The 13,310-nt window shown below is 72.3% G+C and carries 13 protein-coding genes; 11 read left to right on the top strand and 2 right to left on the bottom strand.

From position 1 onward, the window contains the following. Positions 1-158: 158 nt before the first annotated feature. Complete coding sequence (locus tag SM450_RS05210) at positions 159-1,265, bottom strand: citrate synthase 2 (protein ID WP_281585281.1); 1,107 nt, start codon at positions 1,263-1,265, stop codon at positions 159-161. 272 nt (positions 1,266-1,537) lie between these two features. Here SM450_RS05210 and pdxH point away from each other — a divergent pair, with 272 nt between their 5' ends. The 7 genes from pdxH (at position 1,538) to SM450_RS05175 (ending at position 7,396) form a co-directional block, all read left to right on the top strand. After that, positions 1,538-2,167 carry a pyridoxamine 5'-phosphate oxidase gene (gene pdxH / locus SM450_RS05205; protein ID WP_474619017.1) on the top strand — a complete coding sequence of 210 codons (630 nt, stop codon included), beginning with the start codon at positions 1,538-1,540 and terminating at the stop codon, positions 2,165-2,167. After that, complete coding sequence (locus SM450_RS05200) at positions 2,164-3,456, top strand: MFS transporter (protein ID WP_474618522.1); 1,293 nt, start codon at positions 2,164-2,166, stop codon at positions 3,454-3,456. The genes pdxH and SM450_RS05200 overlap by 4 nt, the downstream gene beginning before the upstream one ends. A 15-nt stretch (positions 3,457-3,471) precedes the next feature. After that, positions 3,472-4,398 carry an aldose 1-epimerase family protein gene (locus SM450_RS05195; RefSeq protein ID WP_474618521.1) on the top strand — a complete coding sequence of 309 codons (927 nt, stop codon included), beginning with the start codon at positions 3,472-3,474 and terminating at the stop codon, positions 4,396-4,398. A gap of 2 nt (positions 4,399-4,400) precedes the next feature. Beyond that, positions 4,401-5,003, top strand: coding sequence for a nitroreductase family protein (locus SM450_RS05190; RefSeq protein WP_474618520.1), 603 nt, complete (start codon positions 4,401-4,403; stop codon positions 5,001-5,003). Positions 5,004-5,057: 54 nt separating this feature from the next. Beyond that, entirely contained in the window at positions 5,058-5,363 is a 306-nt protein-coding gene (locus SM450_RS05185) for a type II toxin-antitoxin system VapB family antitoxin (protein ID WP_358042387.1), read from the top strand. A 4-nt stretch (positions 5,364-5,367) separates the two neighbouring features. After that, the gene (locus SM450_RS05180) at positions 5,368-6,528 is read left to right on the top strand and encodes an acyl-CoA dehydrogenase family protein (protein WP_474618519.1); all 1,161 of its coding nucleotides are present in this window, start codon (positions 5,368-5,370) and stop codon (positions 6,526-6,528) included. A 100-nt stretch (positions 6,529-6,628) separates the two neighbouring features. Then, complete coding sequence (locus tag SM450_RS05175; protein WP_474618518.1) at positions 6,629-7,396, top strand: DUF4230 domain-containing protein; 768 nt, start codon at positions 6,629-6,631, stop codon at positions 7,394-7,396. Positions 7,397-7,458: 62 nt separating this feature from the next. On the opposite strand, the gene SM450_RS05170 is transcribed toward SM450_RS05175, so the two are convergent. After that, positions 7,459-7,662, bottom strand: a complete 204-nt coding sequence (locus SM450_RS05170) for a PspC domain-containing protein (RefSeq protein WP_474618517.1) — start codon at positions 7,660-7,662, stop codon at positions 7,459-7,461. A 697-nt stretch (positions 7,663-8,359) separates the two neighbouring features. Here SM450_RS05170 and SM450_RS05165 point away from each other — a divergent pair. The 4 genes from SM450_RS05165 (at position 8,360) to SM450_RS05150 (ending at position 13,300) form a co-directional block, all read left to right on the top strand. Next, positions 8,360-9,730, top strand: coding sequence for an L-serine ammonia-lyase (locus SM450_RS05165; protein WP_474618516.1), 1,371 nt, complete (start codon positions 8,360-8,362; stop codon positions 9,728-9,730). A 64-nt stretch (positions 9,731-9,794) separates the two neighbouring features. After that, positions 9,795-10,622 (top strand): ABC transporter permease, encoded by an 828-nt coding sequence (locus SM450_RS05160; protein ID WP_474618515.1) that lies wholly within the window; start codon positions 9,795-9,797, stop codon positions 10,620-10,622. Continuing rightward, positions 10,623-11,366, top strand: a complete 744-nt coding sequence (locus tag SM450_RS05155) for an ABC transporter ATP-binding protein (protein WP_474618514.1) — start codon at positions 10,623-10,625, stop codon at positions 11,364-11,366. Beyond that, positions 11,363-13,300 carry a DUF5941 domain-containing protein gene (locus tag SM450_RS05150; protein WP_474618513.1) on the top strand — a complete coding sequence of 646 codons (1,938 nt, stop codon included), beginning with the start codon at positions 11,363-11,365 and terminating at the stop codon, positions 13,298-13,300. Before SM450_RS05155 ends, SM450_RS05150 begins: the two co-directional genes overlap by 4 nt. Positions 13,301-13,310 lie beyond the last annotated feature (10 nt).

Raw genomic sequence — 13,310 nt, 5'->3', positions numbered from 1 at the left:
ACCCGGCCGGCAGCGCTGCCGGCCTTCATCCTCGCACCCGACCGGCCGTGACCGGCCGCTCGTCCCACCCCCAGCCCTGAGGCGTACGACACAAAGCGGGTGTTAAGAAGGGGCCCCGCCTATGCAGAATGCGTTAAGCGGGGCCCCCTCCTTACCTCTCAGACGTTGTGCGGGATGGCGTCCCAGCCCTCGACCTGCTGCGGCTTGCGGGTGCCCGGGCCGACGTAGGTGGCGGACGGACGGACCAGCCGCTGGAGCTTCTTCTGCTCCAGAATGTGCGCGGACCAGCCGCCCATCCGGGCGCAGGTGAACATCGAGGTGAACATGTGCGCCGGGACCTCGGCGAAGTCGAGCACCACGGCCGACCAGAACTCGACGTTCGTGGCGAGGACGCGGTCCGGGCGGCGGGCCTGAAGCTCGGCCAGGGCGGCCTTCTCCAGCGCCTCGGCGACCTCGAAGCGCGGCGCGCCCAGCTCCTTGGCGGTGCGCCGGAGCACGCGGGCGCGCGGGTCCTCGGCCCGGTAGACCCGGTGCCCGAAGCCCATCAGCCGCTCGCCGCGGTCGAGCACGCCCTTGACGTAGCCCTCGGCGTCGCCGCCGCGCTCGACCGCCTCAAGCATGCTGAGCACCCGGGACGGCGCGCCGCCGTGCAGCGGGCCGGAGAGGGCGCCGATGCCGGAGGAGATGCAGGCCGCGGCGTCTGCGCCGGTGGAGGCGACGATCCGGGCGGTGAAGGTGGAGGCGTTCAGGCCGTGCTCGGCGGCCGAGATGAAGTAGGCGTCGACGGCCTTGACGTGCCTCGGGTCGGGCTCGCCACGCCAGCGCTTCATGAACCGCTCGACGATGGTCTCCGCCTTGTCGATCTCCTTCTGCGGCACCGCCGGCAGGCCCAGCCCGCGCGCCGACTGGGCGACGAAGGAGAGCGCGGTGACCGACACCCGGGCCAGGTCCTCGCGGGCCTGGACGTCGGAGATGTCGAGGAGTTGGCTGAGCCCCCAGTACGGGGCCAGCATGGCGACCGCGGACTGCACGTCGACGCGGATGTCGCCGGAGTGCACCGGCACCGGGAACGGCTCGGCCGGCGGCAGGCCCGGCCCGAAGCGGCCGTCCACCAGCAGCGCCCAGACGTTGCCGAAGGAGACCTGGCCGATCAGATCCTCGATGTCCACGCCCCGGTAGCGCAGCGATCCGCCCGCGCGGTCGGGTTCGGCGATCTGGGTCTCGAAGGCTACGACGCCCTCCAGGCCCGGTTTGAAATCGGACATGTCGTCTCCAGGCTTCCGGTGCGGTGCGCCCGGCGGGCTGATCCAGCCCCGCAGCTCAGGCGACCCTCAGGGATGTGGTTCGTGACATCTTGCCCGGTGGGTAACCAGGTCCGCGACCCACAGCCACTGTGCGTCACGCGACATCCCCGCCGGTGGACACCCGTTCGGGTGGGGGAAGACTGTTCGTCGGGGCCTGGCCAGCGTCGGGGGACGCCGGTTTGCCCGGGAGAGGGACGGCGAGAGTGACAGGCGACACATCCACCCCGGCCGGCATGCGTAACGAGTACGCCGCCGACCTGGGCCTGACCAAGGCGGACCTGGCCTCGGACTGGACCACCCAGTTCGCCCGCTGGTTCGCCGACGCGGTGGCGCACCCGTTGCCCGAGCCGAACGCGATGGTGCTCGGTACCGCCGACGACCGCGGCCGGCCCAGCGGTCGCACCGTGCTGCTCAAGGGGTACGACCCGGAGGGCTTCGTCTTCTTCACCAACCACCACTCGCGCAAGGGCGCCGAGCTGACCGCGAACCCCTGGGCCAGCCTGGTCTTCCCGTGGTTCCCGATGCAGCGGCAGGTGACCGTCACCGGTCGGGTGGAGCGGGTGGACCGGGCCGAGACCGAGACCTACTTCGCCAGCCGGCCGCGCGGCTCGCAGCTCGGCGCGTGGGCCAGCACCCAGTCCGCGGTGGTGCCGGACCGGGCCGCGCTCGACGCCGGGTACCAGGCGGCGACGCAGCGGTTCGCCGCCGTCGAGCCGGTGCCCGCGCCGCCGCACTGGGGTGGCTTCCGGGTCCGCCCGGAGACGGTGGAGTTCTGGCAGGGGCGGGCCGGCCGGCTGCACGACCGGCTGCGGTTCCGGCGTACCGCAGACGAGGTCTGGGTCGTCGAGCGGCTCGCACCATGACGGAGATCACCAAAACCCGGCCGCGTGGACCGCGTCGCTGGGCGATCGACCTGCGTCCGCTGGGCGTGCCGGCATACCGGCGGGTGTGGCTCGGCAGCACGGTGGCGATGTTCGGCTTCCAGTTCACCGCGGTCGCGGTGCCGGTGGAGATGTTCGACCTCACCGGCGGCTCGTTCTGGGTCGGGCTGCTCGGCGTCGCCGGTTTCGTACCGCTGCTTGTCTTCGGGCTCTGGGGCGGCGCGGTCGCGGACGCCCGGGACCGGCGGCGGGTGCTGCTCGCCGCCGGCACCCTGCTCTGGGCCGCGACGCTCGGGCTGCTTGTGCAGTCCCTGGCCGGGGCGCGCAGCCCGGTGCTGCTTCTGCTGCTCGTGGGCGTGCAGGCGGTGGCGTTCGCGATCACCTCGCCGGCCCGCAGCGCGATCCTGCCCCGGCTGGTGCCGGCCGAACTGGTCCCGGCGGCCATGACGCTGAACTACACCACGTTCACCGCCGCGGCCGTCTTCGGCCCGCTGGCCGCCGGGCTGATCTTCGCCGCCTGGCGCGTCGACGCGGCGCTGCCCATCGCGTACGGGTCGGACGCGCTGCTGTTCACCGTCTCGCTCTGGGCCACGCTGCGGCTGCCGGCGATGCCGCCCGAGCCGGAGCCGGGCGGCGGCGTCCGCCGGGCCGGGCTGGGCAGCATCGTCGACGGCTTCCGCTACCTGGCCACCACGCCGGTGCTGCTGCTCTCCTTCGCCATCGACCTGATCGCGATGATCCTGGCCATGCCGCGGGCGCTCTTCCCGGAGCTGGCGCAGGACCGCTTCGGCGGCGGCGCGGCGGTCGGCTGGCTCTACAGCTCCATCGCCATCGGCGCGATGCTCGGCGGTCTCACGTCCGGCTGGATCGGCCGGGTCCGCCGGCAGGGGCTGGCGCTCACCGTGGCGGTGGTCGGCTGGGGCGTGGCGATCGCGTTCGCCGGGCTGGCCGGCCGGCTCTGGCTGGCGGTGCTGCTGCTCGGCGTGGCCGGCGCCGCCGACCTGGTGAGCGCGACCCTGCGGCAGTCGATGCTGCTTGTCTACGCGCCGGACCGGATGCGCGGTCGGCTCCAGGGCGTGAACACGGTGGTGGTGGCCGGCGGCCCGCGCCTGGGTGACCTGCGGGCCGGCGCGACGGCTGCCGGATTCGGCACCGGCTTCGCCATGGTCGGTGGTGGGATCGCCGCGGCCGTGCTGGCGACGCTGCTGGTGGTGGCGTTCCCGGCGCTGCTGCGCTATCGGGCCACCACCCCCGCCGAGGAACGTCGCTGACGGTAGGGTCGCCGAATGGGGATCGACGCGCAGGCACCGTCCGGAGCACAGTGGACCATTTCCGCCGACGGCCACGAGGCCGTCGTGGTGGCGGTCGGCGGCGGGCTGCGGGCCTACCGCCACGACGGGGTGGACTACCTCGACGGGTACGCCGAGGACGAGCTCAGCCCCGGCTCGGCCGGGCACGTGCTGGCGCCCTGGCCGAACCGCATCCGGGACGGCGCGTACACGTTCGGGGACCGCTCGTTCCAGCTCGACCTGACCGAGCCGGACCGGCACAACGCCCTGCATGGCCTGGTCGCCTGGGCCCGGTGGGAGCTGATCGAGCAGTCGCCGGACAGCGTGACGATCGGCTACGACCTGCCACCCACCCCCGGCTACCCGTGGGCGCTGCGGCTGCGCAGCCGGTGGAGTGTCGGCCCGGACGGCCTGCGCGCCGCGCACGAGGTGACGAACCTGGCCGCCGAGGCGGCGCCGTTCGGCTTCTCCGTGCACCCCTACTTCCACCTGCCCAAGGTCGCCGTGGACGACCTGCTGCTGAGCGTGCCGGGGCGCCGGCGGGTGCTTGTGGACAGCCGGCTGCTGCCGGTGGCGGCGACCGAGGTGGCCGGGACGGAATACGACTTCACCACGCCCCGTCCGATCGGCGGCCTGGTGCTCGACCTGGCCTTCGGTGACGTGCGGCGGGACGCCGACGGCGGCTCGGCGGTGACGCTCGGCGCGCCCGACGGCACGACCGGGCTGCGGATCTGGGCGGACCGCGAGTTCGGCTGGTGGCAGGTGTTCACCGGGGACACGCTCGGCGGTGAGCGGCACCGCCGCTCGGTCGCGGTGGAGCCGATGACGTGCCCGCCGGACGCGTTCCGGTCCGGCAAGGACCTGATCACGCTCGACCCGGGGCAGACGTGGCGCGGTGCCTGGGGCGTCCGGCCGGCGGTCTGAGCGTGGAGTTCGCCGAGGTCGTCCGGCGTCGCCGGATGGTACGCAACTACGACCCCGACCGGCCGGTGCCGCCGGAGACGGTGGATCGTCTGCTGGCGCACGCGGTCCGGGCCCCGTCGGCCGGGTTCGCCCAGGGCTGGGGCTTCCTGGTGCTTGAGGAGCCGGCGGACCGGGAACGGTTCTGGGCGGCGACCACCCCGGACGGCGGCGGTCGGGAACGCTGGCTGGCCGGGATGCGCCGGGCGCCGCTGGTCGTGGTGCCGCACGCCAACCGCGACGCCTACCTCGACAGGTACGCCGAGCCGGACAAGGGCTGGTCGGACCGGGCGCAGGAGCGCTGGCCGGTGCCCTACTGGTACGTGGACACCGGTTTCGCCGCGCTGCTGATGCTGCTGACCGCCGTGGACGAGGGGCTCGGCGCCTGCTTTTTCGGCATCCCGCCGCAGCGGATCGAGGCGTACCGGGCCGCGTTCGGGGTACCGCCGGAACTGCACCCGATCGGTGCCATCACCATCGGTTACCGGGCTGTCGACCATCGGTCACCGTCGCTTCGCCGGGGGCGGCGTCCGGTGGATGATGTGGTGCGGCGGGGGCGGTGGAGCTGAGCGGCTAGGCTGGCATCCACATCGTCAGCCGGGCCTGGGGGAGGAGAGCGCGCCGTGATCTTCAGGGCGGTCCGGGACGGTCGTCCCTACCCGGAGCACAACTTCACGCTGAAGCAGTGGGCCGAGATCCCACCGCGTCCGCTGCGGCTGGACCAGCTCATCACCACCAAGCGGGAACTGGCGCTGGACAAGCTGCTCGCGGAGGACTCCACCTTCTACGGCGACCTCTTCCCGCACGTGGTGCAGTGGAACGGCGGCCTCTACCTGGAGGACGGCCTGCACCGGGCGTTGCGCGCGGCGTTGCAGCAGCGCAACCAGATCCACGCCCGGGTGCTCGTGCTCGGCGAGCAGGGCGAGTGACGGCGTGACCGCTCTCGACCTGCTCGACGTCGACGCGTCGCTGAGCGAGGAGGAGCGGCAGATCCGCGCCGTCGTGCGCCAGCTCGTGACCGACCGGGTACGCCCGCACGTCGCCGGCTGGTATGAGGACGGCGACGTGCCGGCCCGCGAGCTGGCCCGCGAGTTCGGCAAGCTCGGCCTGCTCGGCATGCACCTCACCGGGTACGGCTGCGCCGGCGCGTCCGCCGTCGCGTACGGGCTGGCCTGCCTGGAGCTGGAGGCCGGCGACTCCGGTGTCCGCTCGCTGGTCTCGGTGCAGGGCTCGCTCGCCATGTACGCGATCTGGCGCTTCGGCAGCGAGGAGCAGAAGCAGCGCTGGCTGCCGGCCATGGCGACCGGCGACGCGATCGGCTGCTTCGGGCTGACCGAGCCGGACCACGGCTCCGACCCGGCCTCGATGGCCACCCGGGCGCGCCGCGACGGCGACGACTGGATCCTCACCGGCGGCAAGATGTGGATCACCAACGCGCCGATCGCCGACGTCGCCGTGATCTGGGCCCGCACCGACTCCGGCGTGCGCGGTTTTCTCGTACCCATGGCAACCCCCGGGGTGGGCGCGCGAGAAATTCGTCGGAAGATGTCGCTGCGCGCGTCCCTCACCGGCGAGATCACGCTCGACGACGTGCGGCTGCCGGCGGACGCGCAACTGCCCGAGGCGGTCGGGCTGAAGGCGCCGCTGAGCTGCCTGACCGAAGCCCGGCACGGCATCGTCTGGGGCGCGCTCGGCGCGGCCCGCGACTGCCTGGAAACCGCCCTGGAGTACGCCACCACCCGCACCCAGTTCGGTCGGCCGCTCGCGGGCTTCCAGCTCACCCAGGCCAAGCTCGCCGACATGGCGGTGGAGTGGAACAAGGGGCTGCTGCTGGCGCTGCACCTGGGCCGGCGCGCCGACGCCGGGACGCTGCGGCCCGAGCAGGTGAGCGTGGGCAAGCTGAACAACGTGCGGGAGGCGCTCGACATCGCCCGGCAGTGCCGCACCATCCTCGGCGCGAACGGCGTCTCGGGGGACTACCCGGTGATGCGGCACGCCAACAACCTGGAGAGCGTGCTCACCTACGAGGGCACCTCGGAAATCCACCAGCTCGTCATCGGGCAGCGGCTGACCGGGCTTTCCGCCTTCTCCTGACCTGCGTCTCTCCCCGATCGTGGCACTCAGCGCGCGAGTGTCGCACGGTGCCCGTACCGTCATTGTCAGTCGATGTGTCGGACGAGGACGGTGAGGGGCGATGGCCCGCGACGGTGACATCAACCAGCCCACCCGGGAGTTCCCGGAATATCCCACCAGCGAGTCCCTGCACGACCGGTCGGAGCCGCCGGCCGCCCCGGAACCGGGCGCCCCGCCGCCACCGGTCGGCGGCCCCGCGCGCGGCCTGCTCTGGGTGCTCGGCGTGGCCGCGCTGGCGGTGGTGGTGCTGCTCGGCGTGCAGGCGACGAATTTGCTGCCCGACTTCCGCAACCCGTTCGCCAAGGAGCAGACCGACCGCAGCCAGCCGCCGCTGCTCAAGTCGATCCGTGACCTGAGCCGCTACGTCGCCGCCGAAGGCAACTTCCAGGTGGTGGTCGACGTGCAGAAGGACCGGCGCAACGTGCCCGACTTCCTGCTCAACGAGCGCACGCTCTTCGTCGGGGCGGGCCGCGTCGAGGCATACGTCGACTTCGCCAAGATCGGCGACGGGGCCGTGGTGGTCTCCGAGGACGGCAAGTCCGTCGAGATCAAGCTGCCCGCGCCGCAGCTCGGCGAGACCGACCTGGACATGGACAAGAGCTACGTCTTCGAGGAGCAGCGCGGTCTGATCAACCGGCTCAACGATCTGGTGGGCGGCGACCCCAACCGGCAGCAGCAGGTCTACAAGCTGGCCGAGGACCGGATCACCTCGGCCGCCCGGGACAGCGGCATCGCCGCCCGGGCCGAGGAGAACACCCGCAAGATGCTTGAGGGGCTGCTGCGCTCCCTCGGGTACGAGAAGGTGACCATCACCTACACGGCACCCTGATCTCGATTTCGATCTGCCCCGCCCCGCCCCGGCCTGTTCGGCCGGGGCGGGTGCGTGTCGGGTCAGCGGGTGGCGAGGTAGCGGTCCTCGTTCGGCATCAGCACCCACAGGATCAGGTAGATGATCACCTGGGTGCCGGGCAGCAGCAGCGACAGCAGGAACAGCAGCCGGACCATGCCGGTCGACATGCCGAACCGCTGTCCCAGGCCGGCGCAGACACCGGCGATCATGCGCCCCTCGCGGGGCCGGACCAGTTTGCGACTCATCGTCGTCTCCCACTTCTGCGGCGATCCGCCGCGCTGATTCCACGGTAGAAAGGGGTGCGCGCCACGCCCTCGGCCCCGAGGAGGATCGGCGACCCGGGCACCCGTAGGTGCTTACCCCGGCACCCCCCTCCCGACGCCCCCACCGACATCGGCGGTGGGTCCCGCACCTTCGCCAGTCGTCCGTAGCTGGCAAGACGTGCAGCAGCGCGAGCGGCGCATTTTCCGCAGCCGCGTCCCCGCGTCCCCGCGTCCCGCCGTGCCGCACACACCCATGCTGTTCCACTCGCGCTTCATCCAGGCCGCGAGTGGAACAGCATGGGTGCATTCGCGCCGCAGGTCTCGATGTCAAATGCCCCTGGGTGGGGTCGAGCAGCCTCTCTCAGGGCTGACCCTCGCAACGACTCCCATATTCCGGTAATGATCTTCCGAATGATGAGATCCTCGTAGATCTTGGAAGAAAAATGCCCCTATGGGGGCCGTTTCTTACCAAGATCTCGTGGGCCGTGGGCCGTGGGCCGTGGGCCGTGGGGCGGGTGCGTGGGGCGGGGTGGGGGCGGGGTGCTGGGTGGGCGGGTAGGCTCGCCGGTCGGGCACCCCCACCCTGGGCGCTGGCCGTGAACCTCGGACAAAGCGGGGGCGCGGCACACGCACCGGTTCGGAACCGCACAACGGGGACGACGGCGAGGAAAGTGCAGCCATGATCAGTGTTTTCGATCTCTTCAGTGTCGGTATCGGGCCGTCCAGCTCGCACACCGTCGGGCCGATGCGGGCCGCCCGTACGTTCGTGGGTGGCCTGAAGGCCGACGGGCAGCTCGCCGACGTCGCCCGGGTGCAGGCGGAGCTGTTCGGGTCGCTCGGCGCTACCGGCCACGGCCACGGCAGTGACCGGGCGGTGCTGCTCGGGCTGGAGGGTGAGTCGCCGGAGACGGTCGACACCGACGGGGTCGGGCCGCGGGTGGCGCGGATCCGGGCCGAGCGGCGGCTCAGCCTGCTGGGCAGTCAGGAGATCGACTTCGACCCGGACCGGGATCTGGTGCTGCACCGCCGGCGCTCGTTGCCGTACCACCCGAACGGGATGACGTTCGCGGCCTTCGACGCGGACGGGAACGAGGTGCGGGCGCGCAGCTACTACTCGGTCGGCGGCGGGTTCGTGGTGGACGAGGCGGCGGCCGGGGCGGACCGGATCAGGCCGGACAGCACGCGGGTGCGGCATCCGTTCCTGACCGGGGCGGAACTCCTCGACGTCACCTCGGAGACGGGCCTGTCGATCAGCGAGGTGATGCTCGCCAACGAGTTGTCCTGGCGCGGCGAGGCGGACGTGCGCGCCGGGCTGCTGGACATCTGGCGGGTGATGCGGGAGTGCGTGGAGAACGGCTGCACCCGCGACGGCGTACTCCCTGGGGGGTTGAAGGTCCGCCGCCGCGCCGCCGAGTTGCGGCGCGGCCTGGAGGCGGAGACCGGCGCGGGCGACCCGTTGCGCGCGATGGACTGGGTGACGTTGTTCGCGCTCGCGGTCAACGAGGAGAACGCGGCCGGCGGGCGGGTGGTCACCGCGCCGACGAACGGCGCCGCCGGGATCATCCCGGCCGTGTTGCACTACTACGCCCGGTTCGTACCGGGGGCCTCCGAGGACGGAGTGGTCCGGTTCCTGCTGGCCGCCGGCGCGATCGGCGTGCTGTTCAAGGAGAACGCGTCGATCTCCGGGGCCGAGGTCGGCTGTCAGGGCGAGGTCGGTTCGGCGTGCTCGATGGCGGCGGCCGGGCTGGCCGAGGCGATGGGCGGCACGCCGGAGCAGGTGGAGAACGCCGCCGAGATCGGCATGGAGCACAACCTGGGGCTCACCTGCGACCCGGTGGGCGGGCTGGTGCAGATCCCGTGCATCGAGCGGAACGCGGTGGCGAGCATCAAGGCGATCACCGCGGCGCGGCTGGCGTTGCGCGGCGACGGGGTGCACCACGTGTCGCTGGACAAGGTCATCAAGACGATGCGGGAGACCGGCGCGGACATGAAGGTCAAGTACAAGGAGACGGCGCGGGGCGGGCTCGCGGTGAACGTGATCGAGTGCTGACCCCGTTGGGGTGACCAGCCGCTGACGGCCGCCCCGCCAGCAGGAAAAGGGCGACGATGGTGCGGTGACGTCAGGCGTCGCGGCGCTCTGGTCCGCCCGCACCTCGCTGCGCATCCTGGTCCGGCGGGATCTCGCGGTGAAGTACCAGCAGTCGGTGCTGGGCTACCTCTGGTCGCTCATCGAACCGCTAGGCATGGGCCTGATCTACTGGTTCGTCTTCGGTGTGCTCTATTCCGGGGCGACCCGGCGGCACCTGGGTGAGGCGGCCGGCTCGTACCCGCTGTTCCTGATCACCGGGATCTTCGCCTGGATGTGGGCCAGCTCGGCGTTGACCGAGGCGGCGAACGCGCTCACCGGGCAGGCCCGGCTGATCACCACGATGAACCTGCCCCGGCCGATCTTCCCGATCGGTCGGGTCGCCGGCCGCTTCGCCGAGTACCTTGCCGGCCTGCCGATCCTGCTCGCCATCGCGGCGCTCTACGCGGCCCAGGGGAAGATCCACCCGGGTTGGAGCCTGCTCGCCCTGCCGCTGGCGGTGACCGTGCAGTTCGTGCTGCTTGTCGGCCTGGCCCTGCTGCTGTCGGCGGGCAACGTGCTGATGCGCGACATCGAGCGGACCATGCGGCTGGTCATCCGGCTGCTGTTCTACGCCACTCCGATCATCTACCCGTTCAACCTGGTCCGTGACTCCGGCATGCCGGGCTGGCTCAAGCTCGGGTACGAGCTGAACCCGCTGGTCGGGATCTTCCAGCTACACCACGCGGTCTGGTATCCGGACGAGTTCCCGGACGCCCGGCTGCTCACCGTCACCGTGGCGGGAAGCGTGCTGGTGTTCGTGCTCGGCTGGTGGGCGTTCCGCCGCCTGGAACCGGCCGTGCTGAAGGAACTCTGAGTGGCGCCGATCATCGAGGCGGACGGGCTCGGCATCCGGTTCGTCCGCAACCGCCGCCGCCAGCTCCGGCTGCGGGAACTGCTGATCCACCGAGGGGCCCGCGACCCGGACGCCGGCCGGTTCTGGCCGTTGCGGGACCTGTCGTTCCGGATCGAGCCGGGTGAGACGGTGGGCGTGGTGGGGCGCAACGGCACCGGCAAGAGCACGCTGCTGCGGTTGATCGCCGGCGTGCTGATCCCGGACGAGGGCGCGGTCCGGGTGCACGGCCGGGTGGCGCCGCTGCTGGAGCTGTCCGCCGGTTTTTCCGGCGACCTGACCGGCCGGGAGAACCTCTACCTGGTGGGTGGGCTGCACGGGCTCTCCCCGGCGTACCTGCGCCGGCACTTCGACGAGATCGTCTCGTTCGCCGGTGAGCAGGTGGAACGCGCCATCGACACGTCGGTGCGGCACTACTCGTCGGGGATGAAGGTGCGGCTGGGCTTCGCGGTGATCACGCACCTGCCGCATCCGGTGCTGTTGGTCGACGAGGTGACCGCGGTCGGGGACGCGGAGTTCCGCGCCAAGTGTTATGCGACCATCGAGCGACTTCTCGCGGAAGGGCGCACGCTGGTGCTGGTGTCACACAACGACAAGGACCTCACCCGGTTCTGTAGCCGGGGGCTCTACCTCGACGCCGGACGGTTGACCGTCGACGGGACGATCGACGAGGCGCTGCGGGCCTACGCCGACGCGGCGCAGCGGTGACGCTCGCGATCGTGCTCGCCGCCGGGCCGGCGGCGAGCGGAGCAACTGTGCCGGCGTCGGGCGGAGCCACCGTAGGCGAAAACCCGCTGGTCGCGCAGTGGCGGCGGGCCGGCGCGGACGACGTGCGGGTGGCCGCCGACCTGTCCGAGCTGGCCGACCTGGTGGCCGGCGCGACCGGCCCGGTGCTGGTCAGCGGCGTCGACCTGGTGGCGCACACGGCCGTACTCAGGCATCTCGCGACCAGCCCGGTCGGGCCGACGGTGGCGCTCGTGCTCACCGATCCGCCGGCCGCCGGCCGGGCGACGGTGCGTGAGGAGCGCGGCCAGGTGGTCGCGGTCGGCGACGCGGACGCGACGGGCGTGTTCGGTGGCGCGCTGCGGGTCGGCGCGGCCGACCTGCCGGCGCTCGCCGACGCCGCCCGCGCGGCGACCGTGACCGGTGGGCCGCTCGCCGCGGTGGACCGGCTCGTGACCGAACTGGCGGCCCGGGGCTCGCTGATCTTCGCCCACCGGGTACGCCTGCTCGTGGCGCACCGGGTCGGCGACGCGGCCGAACGGGTGGCCGCCGAGGCGGCGGTGGCGGCGGTCGACGAGGACCGGACCGAGTTGAGGCTGTCGGTGAAGGAGCGGGACGACTTCTTCACCACGTTCTTCGTCAGCACCTGGTCGCCGTACGTCACGAAGGCGGCGGCCCGGATCGGGATCGGGCCGACCGGGGTCACGATGGTCTCGGTGGCGTTCGCGGTGGCGGCGGCGGTGCTGTTCGGCGTTGGTGGCCGGCCCGCGCTTGTGGCCGGCGCGGTCCTGCTCTACCTGGGTTTCGTGCTGGACTGCGTGGACGGGCAGTTGGCCCGCTACACCCGGCACTTCAGTGCCTGGGGCGGCTGGCTGGACACGATGGCCGACCGGTTCAAGGAGTACGTGGTCTACGCCGGGCTCGGCTTCGGGGCCACGCACGCCGGGTTCCGCTACGGCTGGGCGTTGGCGATTGCCGCGATGACGTTGCAGACGGTGCGGCACATGACCGACACCTGGTACGGCGCGTTGCACGACGAGGCGGCCCGCCGGCCGAAGGTGGTCGGCGGGGACGTGGGCGGCATCGGCGGGAAGTTGAACGCCGCGTCGACCCGGGTGCAGGCGGACACCGGCTCGGTGTCGTACTGGCTGAAGCGGACCGTGGTGTTCCCGATCGGTGAGCGGTGGGCGTTGATCGCGTTGGCCGCCGCGCTGTTCGGGCCGCTCGTGGCGCTCTGCGCGGTGCTGGTCTGGGGCGCGCTGGCGTTCGCGTACACCGGGGGGTTGCGAACCTTGCGGGCGCGGTGGATGCGGGTGCCGGTGTTGACCACGGTCGACGCGGGTCTGCACCGTGACGACGGCCCGTTGGCCCGGGTGCTGCCGGTGGCACGCCGGCCGCTGGTGTCGGCGGTGCTTGGCGCGCTGGCCTCGGCGGCGTTGCTGGTCTGGGCGCTGTGGGCGACCCGGCGGGACGGCACGCCGCCGGCCTGGCCGGTGGCCGTCGTCCTGGTGCTGCTGCTGGTCGCGGCGCTCGGCGCGCGGGCGCGGCACGACGGCGCGCTTGACTGGCTGGTGCCGGCCGCGTTGCGGGCCGCCGAGTATCTGTTCGCCATCGCGGTCGGTGTGGTCGGGCGGGCGCCGGCCTGGTTGATCTTCGGGTACGTGCTTGTGCTCACGCTGCACCACTACGACCTGACCGCCCGGCTGGAGAAGCGGCAGGCGGCCCCGCCGCTGCACGGTGCCACGCTCGGGTGGGAGGGGCGTTCGGTGGTGCTGGCAATCGCGTCGATCGCCGGAATTGCGAGTATCGCTCTGGCTACACTCGGCGCGTACCTTTTCGTGGTTTTCGTCGCGAGCGTGGTCCTCGCCTGGGTGGTCCTGCCGACCCGCGCCCGTGGGGGTGCGCGCTCGCCGGGCTGACGGAGGGTGG

The sequence above is a fragment of the Micromonospora marincola genome, assembly GCF_056150385.1.
The sequence above is the reverse complement of the archived record's forward strand: the minus strand, read 5'-3'. Positions and strand labels throughout refer to the sequence as shown.

Bases quoted from the DNA above. Each gene is read 5' to 3' on its own strand.
- SM450_RS05210 (WP_281585281.1), bottom strand. From the start codon at position 1,265: ATGTCCGATTTCAAACCGGGCCTGGAGGGCGTCGTAGCCTTCGAGACC.
- pdxH (WP_474619017.1), top strand. From the start codon at position 1,538: ATGCGTAACGAGTACGCCGCCGACCTGGGCCTGACCAAGGCGGACCTG.
- SM450_RS05200 (WP_474618522.1), top strand. From the start codon at position 2,164: ATGACGGAGATCACCAAAACCCGGCCGCGTGGACCGCGTCGCTGGGCG.
- SM450_RS05195 (WP_474618521.1), top strand. From the start codon at position 3,472: ATGGGGATCGACGCGCAGGCACCGTCCGGAGCACAGTGGACCATTTCC.
- SM450_RS05175 (WP_474618518.1), top strand. From the start codon at position 6,629: ATGGCCCGCGACGGTGACATCAACCAGCCCACCCGGGAGTTCCCGGAA.
- SM450_RS05170 (WP_474618517.1), bottom strand. From the start codon at position 7,662: ATGAGTCGCAAACTGGTCCGGCCCCGCGAGGGGCGCATGATCGCCGGT.
- SM450_RS05165 (WP_474618516.1), top strand. From the start codon at position 8,360: ATGATCAGTGTTTTCGATCTCTTCAGTGTCGGTATCGGGCCGTCCAGC.